Source organism: Nocardia puris (assembly GCF_036051655.1).
Classification (GTDB): domain Bacteria; phylum Actinomycetota; class Actinomycetes; order Mycobacteriales; family Mycobacteriaceae; genus Nocardia; species Nocardia puris.
Genome location: NZ_CP107943.1, coordinates 334,384 through 355,400, shown reverse-complemented (window position 1 = coordinate 355,400; position 21,017 = coordinate 334,384). Strand labels below are relative to the sequence as shown.

Below are 21,017 nucleotides of genomic sequence, written 5' to 3'. Positions count from 1 at the left end.
CCCGGAGTGTGCGCGGGCACATCGGGCCTATGGTGTCGGCATGGGAAGCGCGCCCGATCCGAGCATCGTCCGGCTGGCCGAGTCCCTGCTCGTGCGCGTCGAGGAGCTCGGCGCCGCGATGGCGGAGGTCATCCGGCGCGACGTCGACTTCTACCGCTCGAATCCCGGCATCGTCACCACCGAGGAATTGCGGCGCAGCTGCGTCGACAACATGACCTACGTGTTCGAGGCGTTGTCCGGCGCCACCGACCCCGACGTCGCCATCGCGATCGACACCGGGACCAAGCGCGCGGTGACGGGAGTACCGCTGACCGCGGTGATGGCGGCCTACCGGGTGGGGTTCCGGTTCATCTGGGAGACCACGCTGGCCGAGGCTCGCCGCCGCGGTGATGTCGACACCGAGTCGGTGCTCACGGCGATCTCCCAGATCATGGTCGCGATGGACACCTTCACCCAGGCCATGACCGGTGCGTACCGGCAGCAGCTGACCTCGCAGATCCTCGGTCGGGAGGCTGAGCGGTCGGCGCTGGTGGAGGCGATCCTGTTCGGCCGGATCACCGACACGCAGAATCTCTGGGACGCCGCCGACGCGCTGCGCCTGCCCACCTCGGGCCCGTACGTCGTGGTGGCGGCGGAGGTGCCGGCGATCGGCCGCACCGGCCTGCCGGAGATCGCGAACCGGCTCGACGCGCGCGACATCCGTTCCGCCTGGCGGCTGCTGCCCGACCTGCAAGTGGGCATCGTCCACCTGCGCAGACCCGCCTGCCACGACGTGCTGCTGGAGGTGTTGCGCGCCGGGGCGTCGGCCCGGGTCGGGCTCAGCCCCGCGTTCGCCGATCTCGCCGACACCGGCGAGGCGCTGCGTTTCGCGCGCCTGGCGATCACCGGCAAAGCGCGAACGCCGGGCGAATTCGTGCAGGTCTTCGACGATTCCCCGCTCGCCGTCGCCGCGGTGAGCGCGCCCGAGGTGATGCACCGCATCGGGCAGACGGTGCTCGGTCCGCTCGACGCCCTGCCCGAGGACGACCGGGACATCCTGATCGCGACCTTCGAAGCCTGGCTCGACGCGGGCGGTTCCGCCGCCGAGACCGCGGCCCGGATCCACGTGCACCCGAACACGGTGCGGCACCGGCTGCGCCGGATCGAGGAGCGCACCGGCCGATCGCTGTCTCGTCCGCGCGATGTGGCCGAGCTGTGCCTCGCGCTGGAGGTGCACCGGCGCCTGCCCGGCTAGGCTCGGCAGGGTGAGTGTGCATCTGACGCGGATCTACACGCGGACCGGCGACGACGGAACCACCGGCCTCAGCGATTTCTCGCGCGTGTCGAAGACCGATCCGCGTCTGGTCGCCTACGCCGACTGTGATGAGGCGAACGCCGCGATCGGCGTGGCCATCGCGCTGGGACAGCCCGCCGAGCAGCTGCTCGCGGTGTTGCGCCAGGTGCAGAACGACCTGTTCGACGCGGGTGCGGACCTGTCCACCCCGGTGGTCGAGGATCCGAAGTACCCGCCGCTGCGCATCACCCAGGACTACATCGACCGGCTCGAGGGCTGGTGTGACGAGTTCAATGCCGAACTGCCCGCGCTGAATTCGTTCATCCTGCCCGGCGGCACCCCGCTGGCGGCGCTGCTGCACACGGCCCGCACGGTGGCCCGGCGCGCGGAACGTTCGGCCTGGGCGGCGGTCTCGGCGCACCCCGACGACACGAGCGCGCTGCCCGCGAAGTACCTCAATCGCCTGTCGGACCTGCTGTTCATTCTCAGCCGATACACCAATCCCGACGGTGACATCCTCTGGCGGCCGGGTGGCGGCAAGAAATAGTCCGGCCGCGCCGGCCGCCGATCGTGTGCCAGGACACCGGGATCGCGTACACGCACCGGGATGGCGCCGACGGTGGATAAGCTAGCCGGTGTGAGCGAAAGGTTTCTGGTCACCGGGGGCAATCGGCTCGTCGGCGAGGTCGCAGTGGGAGGCGCGAAGAACAGCGTCCTCAAGCTGATGGCCGCCGCCCTGCTCGCCGAGGGCACGTCCACGATCACGAACTGCCCCGACATCCTCGACGTTCCGCTGATGGCGGAAGTGCTGCGCGGACTCGGGTGCGAGGTCGTGATCTCCGACGACGCGCCGGGCGACCGCTCCGTCGTCACCATCACCACGCCCGCGGAGCCCAAGTACCACGCGGACTTTCCCGCGGTCACGCAGTTCCGCGCGTCGGTGTGCGTGCTGGGTCCGCTCATGGCGCGGTGCAAGCGCGCGGTGGTCGCGCTGCCGGGTGGTGACGCGATCGGATCGCGCCCGCTCGACATGCACCAGCAGGGGTTGCGCCTGCTGGGCGCCACCAGCGAGATCGAGCACGGCTGCGTGGTGGCCCGCGCCGACGAACTGCGCGGCGCCCGCATCCGCCTCGACTTCCCGTCGGTCGGCGCGACCGAGAACATCCTCATGGCCGCGGTGCTGGCCGAGGGGGAGACGGTGATCGACAACGCCGCGCGCGAACCCGACATCGTCGACCTGTGCAACATGCTCGTGCAGATGGGCGCGCGCGTCAGCGGTGCGGGCACCTCCGTGCTGACCATCCAGGGCGTCGAGCGTCTGCGCCCGACCGACCACCGCGTGATCGGCGATCGCATCGTCGCCGCCACCTGGGGCATCGCCGCCTCGATGACCATGGGCGACGTCCGCGTCACCGGCATCAACCCCAAGCACCTGTCCCTGGTGCTGGACAAACTGCGTTCCGCGGGCGCCCGGATCTCCTTCGACGTGGACGGTTTCCGCGTGGTGCAGCCCGAACGCCCGCGCGCGGTGAACTTCTCGACCCTGCCGTTCCCCGGTTTCCCGACCGACCTGCAGCCGATGGCCATCGGCCTGGCCGCCATCTCCGACGGCACCTCGATGATCACCGAGAACATCTTCGAGGCGCGGTTCCGCTTCGTGGAGGAGATGATCCGCCTGGGCGCCGACGCCAGGACCGACGGTCACCACGCGGTGGTGCGCGGCATCCCGCGGCTGTCCTCGGCGCCGGTGTGGTCCTCCGACATCCGGGCCGGCGCGGGTCTGGTGCTGGCCGGCCTGGTCGCCGACGGCACCACCGAAGTGCACGACGTCTTCCACATCGACCGCGGTTACCCGAACTTCGTCGAGCAGCTCCAGGCACTCGGTGGGCTCGTGGAGCGGGTCGGCGCCCCGGATTGATCTTCTCCCCGGCGCGGTGTTGATCTAGTTGCCGACGAAAACCCTTTCTGACCAGGCGATTTGACATCGTGCAGAGCGCAACGTAACTTTATCCAAGTCAGAGCGACACGGACACCGACCCGGGGCCGAGCGGAAACGCCAGCCAGGGAAACGAGGTAGGACGAGGAGCGCCTGGCGATCACACTGGTTCGGTTGGTTCCTGGATTTGGTTCTGGGTGTTGGTCGGGCTAAGCTGAGAAAAAGTTGCCTCTCTGAAGTGCCGGGTGATTCTGGTGTGGATGGGTGTGCGTGTGTTCTTTGAGAACTCAATAGTGTGTCGATGAATGTCAGTGCCAAATTTTTTTGGTTGCCGGCCTGCTTCCACCCCCGTGGGGTGGGTCGGACATTTGAAGTCAGCTATTTTCCGGCTGGCGATTGTTTTGCTAGGTTTTCGGACTCTAGTTTAGATCTGATTGCACCCTTTGGGGTGTGGTTGTGAGTCTTCAACGGAGAGTTTGATCCTGGCTCAGGACGAACGCTGGCGGCGTGCTTAACACATGCAAGTCGAGCGGTAAGGCCCTTCGGGGTACACGAGCGGCGAACGGGTGAGTAACACGTGGGTGATCTGCCCTGCACTCTGGGATAAGCCTGGGAAACTGGGTCTAATACCGGATATGACCTCTGGTTGCATGACCGGGGGTGGAAAGATTTATCGGTGCAGGATGGGCCCGCGGCCTATCAGCTTGTTGGTGGGGTAATGGCCTACCAAGGCGACGACGGGTAGCCGGCCTGAGAGGGCGACCGGCCACACTGGGACTGAGACACGGCCCAGACTCCTACGGGAGGCAGCAGTGGGGAATATTGCACAATGGGCGGAAGCCTGATGCAGCGACGCCGCGTGAGGGATGACGGCCTTCGGGTTGTAAACCTCTTTCGACAGGGACGAAGCGCAAGTGACGGTACCTGTAGAAGAAGCACCGGCCAACTACGTGCCAGCAGCCGCGGTAATACGTAGGGTGCGAGCGTTGTCCGGAATTACTGGGCGTAAAGAGCTTGTAGGCGGCTTGTCGCGTCGATCGTGAAAACTTGGGGCTCAACCCCAAGCTTGCGGTCGATACGGGCAGGCTTGAGTACTGCAGGGGAGACTGGAATTCCTGGTGTAGCGGTGAAATGCGCAGATATCAGGAGGAACACCGGTGGCGAAGGCGGGTCTCTGGGCAGTAACTGACGCTGAGAAGCGAAAGCGTGGGTAGCGAACAGGATTAGATACCCTGGTAGTCCACGCCGTAAACGGTGGGCGCTAGGTGTGGGTTTCCTTCCACGGGATCCGTGCCGTAGCTAACGCATTAAGCGCCCCGCCTGGGGAGTACGGCCGCAAGGCTAAAACTCAAAGGAATTGACGGGGGCCCGCACAAGCGGCGGAGCATGTGGATTAATTCGATGCAACGCGAAGAACCTTACCTGGGTTTGACATACACCGGAAACCTGCAGAGATGTAGGCCCCCTTGTGGTCGGTGTACAGGTGGTGCATGGCTGTCGTCAGCTCGTGTCGTGAGATGTTGGGTTAAGTCCCGCAACGAGCGCAACCCTTGTCCTGTGTTGCCAGCAAGTGATGTTGGGGACTCGCAGGAGACTGCCGGGGTCAACTCGGAGGAAGGTGGGGACGACGTCAAGTCATCATGCCCCTTATGTCCAGGGCTTCACACATGCTACAATGGCCGGTACAGAGGGCTGCGATACCGTGAGGTGGAGCGAATCCCTTAAAGCCGGTCTCAGTTCGGATCGGGGTCTGCAACTCGACCCCGTGAAGTTGGAGTCGCTAGTAATCGCAGATCAGCAACGCTGCGGTGAATACGTTCCCGGGCCTTGTACACACCGCCCGTCACGTCATGAAAGTCGGTAACACCCGAAGCCGGTGGCCCAACCCCTTGTGGGAGGGAGCCGTCGAAGGTGGGATCGGCGATTGGGACGAAGTCGTAACAAGGTAGCCGTACCGGAAGGTGCGGCTGGATCACCTCCTTTCTAAGGAGCACTTCTCCACGGTCTCTTCGAAGAGTCGAAGAGGGTTGTGGCAGAGGCCATTTCGAGAGCGAATGTTTCTCGGTGGTTGCTCATGGGTGGAACGCTGACATGCGCCCCGGTGTGGCCGGCAGCCTGTGTGCTGTGGGTTCGGGGATGTAGTCGACACACTGTTGGGTCCTGAAAGAACAGGCGTTCTTTCCAGGCAAGATAACGATCCGGAAGGGTTTCCGAGATACCGATCGGCGTGGCTGGTTTGGTCTTGGGTGTGGCTTTTCTGGGTGTGTTGTTTGAGAACTGCACAGTGGACGCGAGCATCTTTGTTTGTAAGTGTTTAAGAGCGTTCGGTGGATGCCTTGGCACCAGGAGCCGATGAAGGACGTAGGAGGCTGCGATAAGCCTCGGGGAGCTGTCAACCGAGCTGAGATCCGAGGATTTCCGAATGGGGAAACCCGGCACGAGTGATGTCGTGTCACCCGCATCTGAATATATAGGGTGTGTGGAGGGAACGTGGGGAAGTGAAACATCTCAGTACCCACAGGAAGAGAAAACAATAGTGATTCCGTGAGTAGTGGCGAGCGAAAGCGGATGAGGCTAAACCATGCGTGTGTGATAGACGGCAGTCGTTGCGCGTGTGGGGTTGTGGGGTTCATCTTCTTCTCACTGCCGTGAGGAGCATGAGTGAGAAACCGTTGTGTTAGCTGAAGTGGTCTGGGACGGCCGACCGTAGACGGTGAGAGTCCGGTAAGCGAAAACTCGACGGCTCATGTGGTGAATACCCGAGTAGCAGCGGGCCCGTGAAATCTGCTGTGAATCTGCCGGGACCACCCGGTAAGCCTGAATACTACCTGGTGACCGATAGCGGACTAGTACCGTGAGGGAAAGGTGAAAAGTACCCCGGGAGGGGAGTGAAATAGTACCTGAAACCGTGCGCTTACAATCCGTCAGAGCCTCTTTGTGGGGTGATGGCGTGCCTTTTGAAGAATGAGCCTGCGAGTCATTGGTGTGTGGCGAGGTTAACCCGTGTGGGGTAGCCGTAGCGAAAGCGAGTCCGAATAGGGCGTTTGAGTCGCATGTCATGGACCCGAAGCGGAGTGATCTACCCATGGCCAGGGTGAAGCGACGGTAAGACGTCGTGGAGGCCCGAACCCACTTAGGTTGAAAACTGAGGGGATGAGCTGTGGGTAGGGGTGAAAGGCCAATCAAACTCCGTGATAGCTGGTTCTCCCCGAAATGCATTTAGGTGCAGCGTCACGTGTTTCACGCCGGAGGTAGAGCTACTGGATGGCCTAGGGGGCCTACAAGCTTACCGAAGTCAGCCAAACTCCGAATGCCGGTGTGTGAGAGCGTGGCAGTGAGACTGCGGGGGATAAGCTTCGTAGTCGAGAGGGAAACAGCCCAGATCGCCGGCTAAGGCCCCTAAGCGTGTACTAAGTGGAAAAGGATGTGGGGTCGCGAAGACAACCAGGAGGTTGGCTTAGAAGCAGCCACCCTTGAAAGAGTGCGTAATAGCTCACTGGTCAAGTGATCCTGCGCCGACAATGTAGCGGGGCTCAAGTACACCGCCGAAGCCGCGGCACTCAGACATGTACATTCCCCTTTTTGGGGCAGTGGTCTGGGTGGGTAGGGGAGCGTCGTGTAGCCAGGGAAGCGACGGGGTGACCTAGTTGTGGAGGCTGCGCGAGTGAGAATGCAGGCATGAGTAGCGAAAGACGAGTGAGAAACTCGTCCGCCGAATGACCAAGGGTTCCTGGGCCAGGTTAATCCGCCCAGGGTGAGTCGGGACCTAAGGCGAGGCCGACAGGCGTAGTCGATGGACAACGGGTTGATATTCCCGTACCCGTGTATCCGCGCCCAATGGTGAATCCATGGTGCTAACCGCCCAAATCCCAATAGACCGCCTTCGGGTGGCTGGCGGGGGCTGCGCGGGACCCCTGTGGTAGTAGTCAAGCGATGGGGTGACGCAGGAAGGTAGCTGGGCCCGGTGGTGGATTACCGGGTGTAAGCCTGTAGGGCGTTGTGTAGGCAAATCCGCACAGCATGTGCCTGAGAGGTGATGCGTAGCCGATTGAGGTGAATTCAGTGATCCTATGCTGCCGAGAAAAGCCTCTAGTGAGTTGGTACACGGCCCGTACCCCAAACCGACACAGGTGGTCAGGTAGAGAATACCGAGGCGATCGAGAGAACTGTGGTTAAGGAACTCGGCAAAATGCCCCCGTAACTTCGGGAGAAGGGGGACCACGCCTGGTGATGAGTCTTGCACTCGGAGCTGGGGGTGGTCGCAGAGACCAGAGAGAAGCGACTGTTTACTAAAAACACAGGTCCGTGCGAAGTCGTAAGACGATGTATACGGACTGACGCCTGCCCGGTGCCGGAAGGTTAAGAGGACCGGTTAGCGCCCTTCGGGGTGCGAAGCTGAGAATTTAAGCCCCGGTAAACGGCGGTGGTAACTATAACCATCCTAAGGTAGCGAAATTCCTTGTCGGGTAAGTTCCGACCTGCACGAATGGCGTAACGACTTCTCTGCTGTCTCAACCACAGACTCGGCGAAATTGCATTACGAGTAAAGATGCTCGTTACGCGCGGCAGGACGAAAAGACCCCGGGACCTTCACTATAGCTTGGTATTGGTGTTCGGTACGGTTTGTGTAGGATAGGTGGGAGACTGTGAAGCGGGCACGCCAGTGTTCGTGGAGTCGTCGTTGAAATACCACTCTGGTCGTATTGGACTTCTAACCTCGGGCCATGATCTGGTTCAGGGACAGTGCCTGGTGGGTAGTTTAACTGGGGCGGTTGCCTCCTAAAGTGTAACGGAGGCGCCCAAAGGTTCCCTCAGCCTGGTTGGCAATCAGGTGTTGAGTGTAAGTGCACAAGGGAGCTTGACTGTGAGACTGACGGGTCGAGCAGGGACGAAAGTCGGGACTAGTGATCCGGCACCGGCATGTGGAAGCGGTGTCGCTCAACGGATAAAAGGTACCCCGGGGATAACAGGCTGATCTTCCCCAAGAGTCCATATCGACGGGATGGTTTGGCACCTCGATGTCGGCTCGTCGCATCCTGGGGCTGGAGTAGGTCCCAAGGGTTGGGCTGTTCGCCCATTAAAGCGGCACGCGAGCTGGGTTTAGAACGTCGTGAGACAGTTCGGTCTCTATCCGCCGCGCGCGTCAGAAACTTGTGGAAGGCTGTCCCTAGTACGAGAGGACCGGGACGGACGAACCTCTGGTGTGCCAGTTGTCCTGCCAAGGGCACTGCTGGTTGGCTACGTTCGGAAGGGATAACCGCTGAAAGCATCTAAGCGGGAAGCCTGTTCCAAGATGAGGTTTCTCACCCACTCGATGGGTTAAGGCCCCCTACAGACCATGGGGTTGATAGGCCAGAACTGGAAGCGCAGTAATGTGTGTAGGTGACTGGTACTAATAGGCCGAGGGCTTACTGACGAAGGTGTTACGCGTCCACTGTGCGGTATCTGAAACAACACACAACCCCCGTTCTCGACCCGTGAGGGTTCGAGTGGTGGGTGTGGATAGTTTCATAGTGTTACGGCGGTTATAGCGGTGGGGAAACGCCCGGACCCATTCCGAACCCGGAAGCTAAGGCCACCAGCGCCGATGGTACTGCACTCGACAGGGTGTGGGAGAGTAGGACACCGCCGGACAAATCTTGTGAAAGGCCCCCAACCTGATGGTTGGGGGCCTTTCCGCATTTCCGGGCCCTTCCCCTACGCGGTTCCCCGGCACACGTATTCGGCGGCGCGGGCTTGCCATGCTGCGGTCGGCTGTCGACGAATCCGCAAGCGGTGGAGTGCAATTGAACTATCAGGGTGGGTTCAGCAAGCCTGAGCCGGTGCAAGCATATCCGGCCGGGCGCATCACCGCAGGGCTATCCGACGCCCGGCTACCCGCGCCAAGCGCCGCCACCGAGGCGGAAGGGTTCCGGGGCTATCGTGCTGTTCGTGATCTCGGAACGTGCACGGACCAAGTGGCCGGCGTTCTGCATCTCCACGAGCCGCTGAAGACGAAGGATTGCTCGGATCCGTCGGCGATCTTCAAGGTGGTCGAGTCGGAGATCATCACCGGCACGGGTCTCGACGTGAACTGTGACGCCGGCGTCGAAATGCGGATCACCACCCAAGGCAAGCACTACGGCAAGGGTGCTACCGCACATTCGTGCGCCGCGCTGAATCTCATTGTGAGGCACTGCTACAGCAGGTCGGGCACCTACCGGAAGTATGAGACAGACTGTCGCGCGGGCGGACGCCTCCATCAGAAGATCGAAGGGATCGCGGACGAGGACGCGTGCGACTTCCTGGCGCCCGAGGAGCCCGGCGCCGCGATGGAGTGGATCCCGATCACGATGATCGACCACGTGGACGAGCGTGAGCCGGCTACCTACTGCTTCGTGCCCGTGTCCTGAGCGGGCGGGTTCCGGAGCGGAACCCGTGAGGGCCTAGACTCGACCGGTGCGCCTTGTGATTGCTCGTTGCCAGGTCGACTACGTCGGTCGTTTGACCGCCCACCTTCCGATGGCCCGCAGGCTGCTGATGATCAAATCCGACGGGTCGGTGCTCGTGCACTCCGACGGCGGCTCCTATAAGCCGCTGAACTGGATGAGCCCGCCGTGCTGGCTCGAGGAACGCGACCCCGTCGCGGCCGAGCTGCCGGACAGCACCAAGGCGCTGTGGGTTGTCACCAACAAGGGGGGTGAGGAGCTGCGCATCACCATCGAGGACGTGGAGCACGACTCCTCGCACGACCTCGGCATCGACCCCGGACTCGTGAAAGACGGTGTGGAGGCGCATCTTCAGGAGCTGCTGGCCGAACACGTGCAGACCCTCGGCCCCGGCTACACCCTGGTGCGCCGCGAGTACATGACCGCCATCGGCCCGGTGGACCTGCTCTGCCGCGACGCCGACGGCGCCACCGTGGCGGTGGAGATCAAGCGGCGCGGCGAGATCGACGGCGTCGAACAGCTCACCCGCTACCTGGACCTGCTCAACCGCGATCCGCTGCTCGCGCCGGTCAGCGGGGTGTTCGCCGCCCAGCAGATCAAGCCGCAGGCACGCACCCTCGCCGAGGACCGCGGCATCCGTTGCCTCACACTCGATTACGACGCGCTGCGCGGCACGGAGAGCACCGAATTCCGCCTCTTCTGAGCCCTTCTTCGCGCCGCGATCGTGGCACTGCGCTGGGTGTCTGATTCGGCCCTCCTCCTCCCCGCCGCGTGCGGGCAGGCCGGGTTGGGCGCCGTTCGGCTCTTCTGATCCTTCTCGCACCGCGATCGGTGCCCCCTGCGCAGGGCACTGAATTCTGCCTCTCCTCACCCCTTCTCGCCCCGCGACAGGGGCGCCAAGCTGAGTGCCGAGTTCTGCCCGTTCTCTGCGCCCGGTCGGGACCCGCGCTGGGCACTGAGTTCCCGCCCATTCCAAGCCTTCTCCGGGCCGCCGCGCTGGGTGCCGAGTGCTGGCTCTTCTCAGGCCCCATCCGGGCCGCTCCGCGGACGGCTGTGTTGGGCGCCGAATGCCGCCTCTCCTCAGCCCTCTCCGCGTCGCCACTGGAGACGGCAAACCAGCGCCGCGACGGGGGAGGATCGTGCTGCGGCTTGTCCTGTGTCTGTGCGGCAGGCCGGCACTCCGCCGTGTGGGCGGCGCAAGGCGCCGATGGCACCACCGGCGCGTCTTCGTTCTACCCTCGAATCATGCCCCGCCGTAAACCGCGCCGAGACACCGAGGTGAGCCGTCGGTATGCCGACGGCCTCGGCTTCGGCGATGTCTTCGGCCGCACCGAGGCCGGTCCGGACGGCGACGAGGACTACGCCGTGCGCACGATTCCGGCCGCCCGCGCGCTGAAGACCTATCGCTGCCCCGGCTGTGACCACGAGATTCCGCCCGGCGTCGCGCACATCGTGGCGTGGCCGCGCGACGGGGACATGGACGATCGCAGGCACTGGCATCGGGGCTGCTGGAACGGCAGGCATACCCGGCGGATCACGCGGCGCTGGTCCTGATTCCGAGGTAAGCGAGGTTCACGCGGTCGGCGCGGTATGCCGGGTTCGTCCGCCCATTAGGAAGGCCGCCCCCGGGATCCGGGAGCGGCCTTCGGCTGAGTTCGGTCGTACCGCCGTCGCGTGGAAGGGCTGACGTCAGTTGGCGATGTCGGCGTTCTCGCGCTCGTCGGCGTCGAGTTCGGCGTCCTCGTTGGTGACCTCGGGGATCGCCTTGGTGTTATTGCGCGAGCCGGTCACCGACTTGTTGCCGCCGCTGTTGATCGACTTGCGCTGCTCCGGAACACCGTCCAGCAGTTCGCTTTCCCGGTTGACGGCCGCCAGCATGGCGGGCACCGAGTCCAGCTGGCCGCGGATGCCGAGCAGCTGGGCGAGCACCCGGCCGCGCAGCACGCGCATCTCCTCCGCCAGTTCCTTGGCGTGCGCGATCTTGCGCTCCGAGGTCTGGGTGGCCGAGGTGATGAGGCGGTTGGCCTCATCGGTCGCGTCCTTGATCCGCTGGGCGGCCTCGGCGCGGCTGGTGGCCTCGAGCTCCTCCATGGCGCGCGTGAGCTTGGTGCGGCGCTCGGCCATGGTGACCTCGAAGTCCTGCTGGGCGGCCTTGCGCTTCGCCTCGGCTTCCTTGGCGATGCGGTCGGACTCGGCCTGCGCGGCCTCGATGATCTTCGCGGACTCGGTGCGTGCGTTCGCGAGGGTCTGCTCGAACTCGATCTCGAGCGCCTCGCGCTTCTCCTTCGTCTCGGCGAGCAGCGACTCGTACTTGCCACGCATCTCGGTGGCCTGCTGCTCGGCGATCGACACCATCTCCGCGGCCTCGGCCTGGGCCAGGGCCCGGACCTCGCTGGCCTCGTCGGAGGCCAGCCGCAGCATGCGGGAGATGCGATCGGACATGCCTTCCGCGGTGGTCGGCGGAACCGAGAGCCGGTCGACCTCCTTGCGGAGTTCGTCGATCTCGTCCCGCGCGTCCTCGAGCTGGGCGGCGAGGTTGCGCGCCTGGGCCGCGGCGGCGTCGCGGTCGGTGGCGGTGACCCTCAGTTCGGCATCGAAGCGGTCGAAGTAGTTACGCACCTCGTCTTGCGCATAACCCTTGCGCACAACGGTGAAGGGCAGTGCAACGAAGCGATTGCGATCGGACTCAGGTGACGACATGGCACACAAACTACAGCCTAGAAGGACCCGATGGTGACTCGACTGCGAATGTGATCAGGATGAGTTTTGCGGGCCCGATCTTGATACTAGTGCGTAACATTCGGGTTCGGCTCGACCAACTCGATCAGCACACCGCCAGCATCCTTCGGGTGGATGAAATTGATGCGGGAATCGGCGGTTCCGTGCCGCGGCGCCTCGTACAGCAAACGCAGGCCGCGTGCCCGCAGGTGCGCGGAGACGGCCTCGATATCGGTGACGCGGTAGGCCAGCTGCTGCAGACCCGGGCCGCTGCGATCGAGGAACTTGGCGATGGTGGATTCGGCGTTCAGCGGAGCCAGCAACTGCAGGGCCGTCGCGCCGTCGTGCGCGCCCGGCAGCGACAGCATCGCCTCGTGCACGCCCTGGCTCTCGTTGACCTCGCGGTGGGTCTCGATCATGCCGAGATTGTCGGTGTACCAGGCGATCGCGGCGTCGAGGTCGGGGACGGCCACGCCGACGTGGTCGACGGCGACGACGTAGTCGCCGGGAACGATTTCGGAGGTGTTGTTCGCGGTGCTCACGACTCGACGGTAGCGCCTACCTGCGCGCGGCCACGCGGGCCGGGCAGGCTACCGTGGGGTACCAGACTTGACGCCGTGCCGTCGCCGTGCGAGGGCGCGGCGGGATCCACCTACGAATGCGAGGCTCGTCGTGACCACTACCGTCATCGTCTCCGGTGCGCGCACCCCGGTCGGCAGGCTGCTGGGCGGGCTGAAGGATTTCTCGGGTTCGGATCTGGGCGGGTTCGCGATCAAGGCCGCGCTGGAGAAGGGCGGGGTCGCGCCGGAGCAGGTGGACTACGTGATCATGGGCCAGGTGCTCACCGCGGGCGCGGGCCAGATCCCGGCGCGCCAGGCGGCGGTGGCGGCGGGCATCCCGATGGACGTGCCCGCGCTGACGCTGAACAAGGTGTGCCTGTCGGGGATCAACGCGATCGCGTTGGCGGATCAGCTGATTCGCGCGGGCGAGTACGAGATCGTGGTGGCCGGCGGCCAGGAGTCGATGAGCCGGGCGCCGCATCTGCTGGAGAAGAGCCGCGAGGGCTTCAAGTACGGCGACGTGACGCTGCGCGACCACATGGCCTACGACGGCCTGCACGACATCTTCACCGACCAGGCGATGGGCGCGCTCACCGAGACGCGCAACGACACCGACAAGATCAGCCGCGAGGATCAGGACGCGTTCGCCGCCGCCTCGCACCAGCGCGCCGCCGCGGCGTGGAAGAACGGCGTGTTCGACGAGGAAGTGGTGCCGGTCGCGGTGCCGCAGCGCAAGGGTGATCCGGTGCTGGTGAGCGCCGACGAGGGCATCCGCGCCGACACCACGGTGGAATCACTGGGCAAGCTGCGCCCGGCGTTCCGCAAGGACGGCACCGTCACCGCGGGCACCGCCTCGCAGATCTCCGACGGCGCCGCCGCCGTGGTCGTGATGAGCAAGGAGAAGGCCCAGGCGCTGGGGCTGAGCTGGATCGCCGAGATCGGCGCCGCCGGCGTCGTCGCGGGCCCGGACTCGACCCTGCAGGACCAGCCGGCCAACGCCATCGCCAAAGCCTGTGCGCGCGAGGGTATCTCGCCCGCGGATCTGGATCTGGTGGAGATCAACGAGGCGTTCGCCGCGGTCGGCATCGCCTCCACCCGCAAGCTGGGCATCGATCCGGAGAAGGTGAACGTCAACGGCGGCGCCATCGCCATCGGCCACCCGCTGGGCATGTCGGGCGCGCGCATCGTGCTGCACCTGGCGCTGGAGCTCAAGCGCCGCGGTGGCGGTGTGGGCGCGGCCGCGCTGTGCGGCGGCGGCGGTCAGGGCGACGCGCTCATCGTCCGGGTCTGAGCTGTTTCCGCAGGTCCGGCTCATATACACGCGGGCCGGACCGCGGGCACGCGAGTGTGACACGATCGACTACGACACCCTGTAGTGAATCGGGCAGAATGGACGCCATGGGAAATTTCTTCGACTTGAGCACTGTCGCCAAGCGATTCCGTTTCATCGCCGTGCTCGAGGCGATCTCCTGGGCCCTCCTGATCGTCGGCATGGTCTTCAAGCGGCTGCCGGAGCCGGTGTTGTGGCCGGTCAAGGTGTTCGGAATGACCCACGGCATCGTCTTCGTGCTGTTCCTGCTCGTCACGCTGGTCACCGCCCGTGAGCTGAGCTGGAACTGGAAGGTCACCGTCGCCGCGCTGGTGTCGAGCATCCCGCCGTTCGCCACCGTGGTGTTCGAGATCTGGGCCGCCCGCAACGGTCATCTGGCCGAGCTGAGCACCGACGGATCGACCGACTCCGCGGGAGCCGTGCGCGCCGCGTCGTGACACACTGGAAACCGTGACTCGACCAGCCGCACGCCGTCCTTCGCCCGCCGTCGCTGCCGCAATGTCCGGCGCGGTGGATCTGTCCAGTCTGAAGCAGCCGCCCGCCGGCGCCTCCGGCGGTTCCGGTGGCGACCACGCGGTCTCCGAGACCGATTTCGAGACCAAGGTGCTGCGCCGTTCGATGCAGGTGCCGGTGGTGGTCGCGCTGTACTCGCAGCGCAGCCCCGGCAGCGTCGAACTGGTCCGCACCCTGGAGCGGTTGGTCGCGGCCGACGGCGGCACGTGGGATCTGGCGACCGTCGAGGCCGAGGCCAATATGCGCATCGCGCAGGCGCTGCGGGTGCAGGGCATCCCCACCGTCATCGCTATCGCGGCCGGGCAGCCGCTCGCCGATTTCGAAGGCGCGCAGCCGGAGCCGCAGGTGCGCCAGTGGCTCGACGCCGTGCTGGACGCCGTCGCGGGCAAGCTCGAGGGTGGCGTGCCGGAGGAGCGTCCGGTGGAGGACCCGCGCTTCACGGCCGCCGAGGACGCGCTGGAGCGCGGTGACCTGGCCGGCGCGGAAGCCGCGTACGAGGCGATCCTGGCCGCCGAGCCGAACAACACCGAGGCCGCGGGCGCGCTGCGGCAGCTGCGCTTCCTCGCCAGGGCCCAGCAGGTTCCGGAGTCGGCGCTGGCCGCCGCCGAGGCGAACCCGGCCGACGTGGACGCCGCCATCGCTGCCGCCGACCTGGAACTGCTCAGCCAACAGCCCGAGGCCGCGTTCGATCGGCTCATCGCCGTGGTCAAGCGCACTGCGGGGGACGAGCGCACCAAGGCGCGCACCCACCTGCTGGAGCTGTTCGAGCTGTTCGACCAGGCCGAACCGTTCGTGGTCGCGGCCCGGCGCAAGCTGGCCGCCGCGCTCTACTGACGGATCATCCCGCGGGCGCGGCCAACCAGACGGCGCTGTTCGGCGCGATCGCCACGGCCGCCGAGAACGGCCTGCCGTGCCACGGGATCTCCTCGGTGCGCACCGCGCCGTAGTTGCCGACACCGGCGCCGCCGTACTCGGTGGCGTCGGTGTTCAGTATCTCGGCCCATTCGCCCGCGACGGGCAGGCCCACTCGGTACTCGCCGTGCACCGAGCCGGAGAAGTTGTAGACGCACGCCACCACGGACCCGTCCGAGGCGTAGCGCAGGAACGCGATCACGTTGCGTTCGCGGTCGTCGGCCTCGAGCCAGGAGTAGCCGCCCGGTGTGGTGTCCTGACTCCAGAACGCCGGGTGCGCGCGGTAGACGGCGTTGAGGTCGCGCACGGCGGCGGCGATGCCCGCGTGCAGGGGGTTGTCCAGCTCGCCCCAGTCCAGCCCGCGGTCGTGGGACCACTCGCGGAACTGGCCGAAATCCTGTCCCATGAACAGCAATTGCTTGCCGGGGTGGGCCCACATGTAGGCCAGCAGCGCGCGTACGCCCGCGGCCCTGGCGTAGTCGTCGCCGGGCATCCGCGTCCACAGCGTGCCCTTGCCGTGCACGACCTCGTCGTGGCTGATCGGCAGCAGGTAGTTCTCGCTCCACGCGTACATGAGCGAGAAGGTGACCTCGTTGTGGTGCCAGGACCGGTGGATGGGGTCGCGCGCCAGGAAGCCCAGCGTGTCGTGCATCCAGCCCATGTTCCATTTCATGGTGAAACCGAGCCCGCCCACGTCGGTGCCGCGGGTGACGCCGGGCCAGGCGGTGGACTCCTCGGCGATGGTCACCGCGCCGGGGTGGGCGCGGTGCACGGTGTCGTTGAGGTCCTGGAGGAAGTCGACGGCTTCCAGATTCTCCCGGCCGCCGTGCATATTCGGCTCCCACTCGCCCTCGGCGCGCGAATAGTCCAGGTACAGCATGGAAGCGACGGCGTCGACGCGCAGGCCGTCGATGTGGAACTCGTCGAGCCAGTAGTTGGCGTTGGCCACCAGGAAGTTGCGCACCTCGTTGCGGCCGAAGTCGAAAATGTAGGTGCCCCAGTCGAGTTGCTCGCCGCGGCGCGGGTCGGCGTGCTCGTAGAGTGGGGTGCCGTCGAAGCGGGCCAGCGCCCACTCGTCGCGCGGGAAGTGCGCGGGCACCCAGTCCAGCAGTACGCCGATCCCGGCGGCGTGCAGGTGGTCGACGAAGGCGCGGAAGTCGTCGGGGGAGCCGAAGCGCGCGGTGGGCGCGTAGTACGAGGTGACCTGGTAGCCCCAGGAACCGCCGAACGGATGCTCGGCGATGGGCAGCAGTTCGACGTGGGTGAATCCGGCGGCGCGCACGTAATCGGCCAGCTGCGTGGCCATTTCGCGATAGCCGAGGCCGGGCCGCCAGGAACCGAGGTGCACTTCGTACACGCTCATCGGCGCGCGCGTGGGGTCGGTGGCGGCGCGGCGGGCGAGCCATTCGCCGTCGTGCCAGGTGTAAGAGCTCGCGGTGACCACCGACGCGGTGGCGGGCGGGGTCTCGGTGGCGAAGGCGAACGGGTCGGCGTGGTCGACGGTGCGTCCGTCCGCGCCGTGCACGCGGTACTTGTACTTCGTGCCGACGCCCACGCCCGGCAGGAACACCTCCCACACCCCGGACGAGCCGAGGGCGCGCATGGGCGCGGTGTTGCCGCTCCAGCCGTCGAAATCGCCGATCACGGTGACGCCGCGCGCATTCGGCGCCCACACCGCGAACGACGTGCCCTCGACCTCGCCGTCCAGCGTCGTGTAGTGGCGGGGGTGCGCGCCGAGCACGTCCCACAGTCGTTCGTGGCGGCCTTCGCCGATCAGGTGCAGGTCGAGATCGCCCAGGGTGGGCAGGAAGCGGTAGCCGTCGGCGGAGATGATCGTCTGTCCCCCTGGGTAACTGGCGACGACGCGATAGTCCATCAGATCCGGGTACGGCAGCACCGCCGCGAACACCCCGTACCCCTGGGAGGCCAGCGGGTGGTCGATACCGCCCACGCGGACCTCGACCTTTTCGGCGTGCGGACGCAACACTCGCACCGCGGTGCCGTCGGGGTGGGCGTGGGAGCCGAGGACGGTGTGCGGGTCGGGATGGGTACCCGCCGCGAGCAACATCAGATCGCGCCGCCGGATGACCGCCCCCCGCTTCATCGGAACGACTTCCGGTACGCCAGAGGCAGCCGCGCGGGCGCGGGTACCGGCGGCAGCGCGATGATGTGCGCGACGGCCTTCGCCGGGTCGAGCCGCACCCAATTGGTCTGCGCCCAGTGGTATTCCTCGCCGCTCACCTCGTCGCGCACCACGGGGTGGTCGTGCCATTCGCGGCCGATGGCGGGCAGATCGAGGGAGATGTGGCCCTCCTCGGCGCCGTAGGGGTTGAGGTTGACGATGGTGAGCACCGCGTCGCCGGTCTCCGGGTCGAGTTTGGAGTAGGCGATGAGGGCGTCGTTGTCCACGTGGTGGAAGTGCAAGCAGCGCAACTGTTGTAGCGCGGGGTGCGCGCGGCGGATCTCGTTGAGCCTGGTCAGCCACGGCTCCAGCGACTCGCCGCGGGCCAGCGCGCCGGCGAAGTCGCGGGGGCGCAGCTCGTACTTCTCCGAATCCAGGTACTCCTCGCTGCCCGGCCGCACCGCCTGGTGCTCGAACAGTTCGAAGCCGGAGTAGACGCCCCAGGTGGGCGCCAGCGTGGCGGCCAGCACCGCGCGGATGGCGAACATGCCGGGACCGCCGTGCTGGAGGCTCTCGTGCAGGATGTCGGGGGTGTTGACGAACAGGTTGGGCCTGGCCTCGTCGGCCTTGGCGGCCAGCTCGGTGCCGAATTCGGTGAGCTCCCACTTGGCCACCCGCCAGGTGAAATACGTGTAGGACTGGCTGAATCCGCGCCGTGCGAGGCCGTAGAGGCGGGCGGGGCGGGTGAACGCCTCGGACAGGAAGATCACGTCGGGATCGGTGCGCCGCACCGTCGCGATCAGCCACTCCCAGAAGTCGGCGGGTTTGGTGTGCGGGTTGTCGACGCGGAAGATCTTGACGCCCAACCCGATCCAGTGCCGCACCACCCGCAGCACCTCGGCGTAGAGGCCGTCGGGGTCGTTGTCGAAGTTGACCGGGTAGATGTCCTGGTACTTCTTGGGCGGGTTCTCCGCGAACGCGATGGTGCCGTCGGGCAGCGTGGTGAACCACTCCGGGTGCGCGGCCACCCACGGGTGGTCCGGCGCGCACTGCAAGGCCAGGTCCAGCGCTACTTCCAGGCCCAGTTCGGCGGCGGCGGTGACGAATTCGGCGAAATCGCGTTCGGTGCCGAGGTCCGGGTGCACGGCGTCGTGGCCGCCCTCGGCGGCGCCGATCGCCCAGGGCGACCCCACGTCGCCGGGTTCGGCGGTGAGGGAGTTGTTGCGGCCCTTGCGATTCACCCGGCCGATGGGATGGATGGGCGGCAGGTACACCACGTCGAAGCCCATGCCCGCGATGCGCGGCAGTTCGGCGGCGGCGGTGGCGAAGGTGCCGTGCACGGGCCTGCCCTCGGCGTCGCGGCCGCCGGTCGACCGCGGGAAGAACTCGTACCACGAGCCGTAGAGCGCGCGCTGCCGTTCCACCTGCACGGTGTGCTGCGGTCCGCGCGTGACGAGTTCGCGCAGCGGGGTGACGCGCAGGATCTCGGCGACCTCCGCGCTGAACGCGGGCGCCACGCGCGCGGGCAGTTGCTCCTCGCCGCGCAGGGCGGCCGCCGCCGCGCGCAGTTTCTCGAACTTCGCCTTGGGCAGCGCTTGGGCGGCCCGCTCGAACAGGCGCGCGCCGAGCTCGAGATCGTTGGCCAGATCGGCGGCGCTCTGGCCGACGGCCAGTTTCGCCTCGACCGCGTGCCGCCATGTCGCGAGCGGATCGCTCCAGCCCTCCACGCGGAACGTCCACGCCCCGGGCGTGTTCGGCACGAACGTCGCGTTGAACACGTCGGGCTCGTAGTCCGGCGTCATGCGGATGCGGGTGGCTCGCGACGAGCCGGGGGCGCGCACGGCGAGGGTGGCGGCGACGGCGTCGTGCCCTTCGCGCCACACCACGGTGCGCACCGAGAAGACCTCGCCCACCACGGCCTTGGCCGGGCGGCCACCGGGGATGGACGGGGCGGTGTCATCGATGGCGATGCGGCCGGTCACGCGGACCAACCTACCCGCTGGCGCCCGCTCGCTCCGGCCGGACGGGTGCGTCGGCGCGCTCGCGCAGCCCGGCCAGCACCCGGCGCAGCGCGGCGGTGGTCTCGGCCAGCGCGTCGGGTTCGGGGGCGGTGGCCAGCCACAGCGCGGCCTCGTTCATCGCGCCGGACAGCAGGTGGGCCAGCGGTTCGACGGGCTGGCGGGCGAGCAGGCCGTCGTCCATGGCCGCGAGCAGCGCCTCACCGAGGTGGCGCCCGGAGTTCGCCTCGTCCATCGCGCGCCATTCGTGCCAGCCGAGCACGGCGGGCCCGTCGATGAGCATGATCCGCTGGATCTCCGGGTCGGCGCTCACGGTGAGGAAGGCCTCGCACCCGCTGACCAGCTGGTCCCACGCGTCGCCGGAGGCGTCGGCGATCGCCGCGACGCGTTCGCCGACCTCCTGCTGCACCTGGTCCAGCACGGCGCGGAACAGCTCGGCCTTGCCCGCGAAGTTGTGGTACAGCGCGCCCTTGGTGACCCCGGCGGCCGCGACGATCTCCGAGAGGCCCACGGCCCCATAGCCTTTCGCGGCGAACAAGCGCCTGCTCTCGCGCAGCAGGGTGTTGCGGGTCTCCTCGCGTTGCTTGGCGCGCAGGGACATCGGATCCTCCTCTTGACATACCGTCGGTATGTCGACTAGCTTACTTCACATACCAACGGTACGTGAAAGGTTCCGGTCATGAAGATCAGCAGCTTCTACCCCGTCATCGCCACCGCCCGCGTCGCCGAATCGCGCGACTTCTACACCAAGTGGTTCGGCTTCGAGATCACCTTCGAGGCGGACTGGTACATCAGCCTGCGGCGCCCGGCCGCCGACGGCGAGCGCGAGTACGAACTGGCGCTGCTCGACCACACCCACCCGACCATTCCCGAGGGCTACCGCACGCCGGTCCGGGGCCTGGTGCTCAACTTCGAGGTCGACGACGTCGACGCCGAGTGGGAGCGGCTGGTCACCCAGGGCGGGCTGCGCGCCGAACTCGAGATCCGCAGCGAGGAGTTCGGCCAGCGGCACTTCATCGTCGCCGATCCCAGCGGCGTGCTCATCGACGTGATCACCGAGATCCCGCCGAGCGGTGCGTTCGCCGAGCAGTTCAGCGCCGAGTACACGGCTGAGAAGTTCGGCGGCGAGTGAGTTCGTCACCGGTGAAGGCGCTGGTCGGGAGGGTCTTCGAGGGTGGCGCGCGACCGGCGGCGCGGTGCCCGTCCG

At 66.3% G+C, this 21,017-nt stretch carries 15 protein-coding genes and 3 rRNA genes; 13 read left to right on the top strand and 5 right to left on the bottom strand.

Annotation, left to right across the window (positions count from 1 at the left end; genetic code table 11):
- The first annotated feature begins 40 nt into the window (after positions 1-40).
- From OHB21_RS01485 to OHB21_RS01445, 9 genes are all read left to right on the top strand, one after another.
- On the top strand, positions 41-1,234 hold the full coding sequence (locus OHB21_RS01485; RefSeq protein ID WP_067513456.1) for a PucR family transcriptional regulator: 1,194 nt from the start codon (positions 41-43) through the stop codon (positions 1,232-1,234).
- Between the two features lie 10 nt (positions 1,235-1,244).
- Positions 1,245-1,820, top strand: coding sequence for a cob(I)yrinic acid a,c-diamide adenosyltransferase (locus tag OHB21_RS01480; RefSeq protein ID WP_067513458.1), 576 nt, complete (start codon positions 1,245-1,247; stop codon positions 1,818-1,820).
- Between the two features lie 90 nt (positions 1,821-1,910).
- Positions 1,911-3,191 (top strand): UDP-N-acetylglucosamine 1-carboxyvinyltransferase, encoded by a 1,281-nt coding sequence (murA, locus tag OHB21_RS01475; RefSeq protein WP_195125409.1) that lies wholly within the window; start codon positions 1,911-1,913, stop codon positions 3,189-3,191.
- Between the two features lie 482 nt (positions 3,192-3,673).
- A 16S ribosomal RNA gene (locus OHB21_RS01470) occupies positions 3,674-5,192 on the top strand.
- 321 nt (positions 5,193-5,513) lie between these two features.
- Positions 5,514-8,625, top strand: a 23S ribosomal RNA gene (locus tag OHB21_RS01465).
- A gap of 101 nt (positions 8,626-8,726) precedes the next feature.
- A 5S ribosomal RNA gene (gene rrf, locus OHB21_RS01460) occupies positions 8,727-8,843 on the top strand.
- Together the 16S, 23S and 5S rRNA genes form the textbook arrangement of a ribosomal RNA operon.
- 152 nt (positions 8,844-8,995) lie before the next feature.
- The gene (locus OHB21_RS01455) at positions 8,996-9,601 is read left to right on the top strand and encodes a hypothetical protein (RefSeq protein ID WP_195126356.1); all 606 of its coding nucleotides are present in this window, start codon (positions 8,996-8,998) and stop codon (positions 9,599-9,601) included.
- A gap of 46 nt (positions 9,602-9,647) precedes the next feature.
- The gene (gene nucS, locus OHB21_RS01450) at positions 9,648-10,340 is read left to right on the top strand and encodes an endonuclease NucS (protein WP_067512597.1); all 693 of its coding nucleotides are present in this window, start codon (positions 9,648-9,650) and stop codon (positions 10,338-10,340) included.
- Between the two features lie 542 nt (positions 10,341-10,882).
- A complete protein-coding gene (locus OHB21_RS01445; protein WP_067512599.1) occupies positions 10,883-11,191 on the top strand; it encodes an ATP/GTP-binding protein in 309 nt (102 codons plus the stop codon).
- Between the two features lie 135 nt (positions 11,192-11,326).
- Here the strand turns inward: OHB21_RS01445 and OHB21_RS01440 are convergent, their stop codons facing one another.
- Complete coding sequence (locus OHB21_RS01440; RefSeq protein ID WP_067512601.1) at positions 11,327-12,337, bottom strand: coiled-coil domain-containing protein; 1,011 nt, start codon at positions 12,335-12,337, stop codon at positions 11,327-11,329.
- Positions 12,338-12,423: 86 nt separating this feature from the next.
- Positions 12,424-12,897: a methylmalonyl-CoA epimerase gene (gene mce / locus OHB21_RS01435; protein ID WP_067512603.1), complete on the bottom strand. Its 474-nt coding sequence runs from the start codon at positions 12,895-12,897 to the stop codon at positions 12,424-12,426.
- A 130-nt stretch (positions 12,898-13,027) separates the two neighbouring features.
- Between mce and OHB21_RS01430 the strand changes: the two genes are divergently transcribed.
- The 3 genes from OHB21_RS01430 (at position 13,028) to OHB21_RS01420 (ending at position 15,592) form a co-directional block, all read left to right on the top strand.
- A complete protein-coding gene (locus OHB21_RS01430; protein WP_067512605.1) occupies positions 13,028-14,206 on the top strand; it encodes an acetyl-CoA C-acetyltransferase in 1,179 nt (392 codons plus the stop codon).
- Positions 14,207-14,304: 98 nt separating this feature from the next.
- On the top strand, positions 14,305-14,682 hold the full coding sequence (locus OHB21_RS01425; protein ID WP_067512607.1) for a DUF3817 domain-containing protein: 378 nt from the start codon (positions 14,305-14,307) through the stop codon (positions 14,680-14,682).
- A 61-nt stretch (positions 14,683-14,743) separates the two neighbouring features.
- Positions 14,744-15,592 (top strand): tetratricopeptide repeat protein, encoded by an 849-nt coding sequence (locus OHB21_RS01420; RefSeq protein ID WP_195126359.1) that lies wholly within the window; start codon positions 14,744-14,746, stop codon positions 15,590-15,592.
- Positions 15,593-15,596: 4 nt separating this feature from the next.
- Here the strand turns inward: OHB21_RS01420 and glgB are convergent, their stop codons facing one another.
- The 3 genes from glgB to OHB21_RS01405 are packed head-to-tail and all read right to left on the bottom strand — an operon-like array spanning position 15,597 to position 20,411.
- The gene (gene glgB, locus OHB21_RS01415; RefSeq protein WP_228791831.1) at positions 15,597-17,774 is read right to left on the bottom strand and encodes a 1,4-alpha-glucan branching protein GlgB; all 2,178 of its coding nucleotides are present in this window, start codon (positions 17,772-17,774) and stop codon (positions 15,597-15,599) included.
- Positions 17,771-19,774 carry an alpha-1,4-glucan--maltose-1-phosphate maltosyltransferase gene (locus OHB21_RS01410; RefSeq protein ID WP_195126355.1) on the bottom strand — a complete coding sequence of 668 codons (2,004 nt, stop codon included), beginning with the start codon at positions 19,772-19,774 and terminating at the stop codon, positions 17,771-17,773. The genes glgB and OHB21_RS01410 overlap by 4 nt, the downstream gene beginning before the upstream one ends.
- A gap of 10 nt (positions 19,775-19,784) precedes the next feature.
- Positions 19,785-20,411 (bottom strand): TetR/AcrR family transcriptional regulator, encoded by a 627-nt coding sequence (locus OHB21_RS01405; protein WP_067512613.1) that lies wholly within the window; start codon positions 20,409-20,411, stop codon positions 19,785-19,787.
- A 78-nt stretch (positions 20,412-20,489) separates the two neighbouring features.
- Here OHB21_RS01405 and OHB21_RS01400 point away from each other — a divergent pair, with 78 nt between their 5' ends.
- The gene (locus OHB21_RS01400) at positions 20,490-20,942 is read left to right on the top strand and encodes a VOC family protein (protein WP_067512614.1); all 453 of its coding nucleotides are present in this window, start codon (positions 20,490-20,492) and stop codon (positions 20,940-20,942) included.
- The last annotated feature ends 75 nt before the right edge of the window (positions 20,943-21,017 follow it).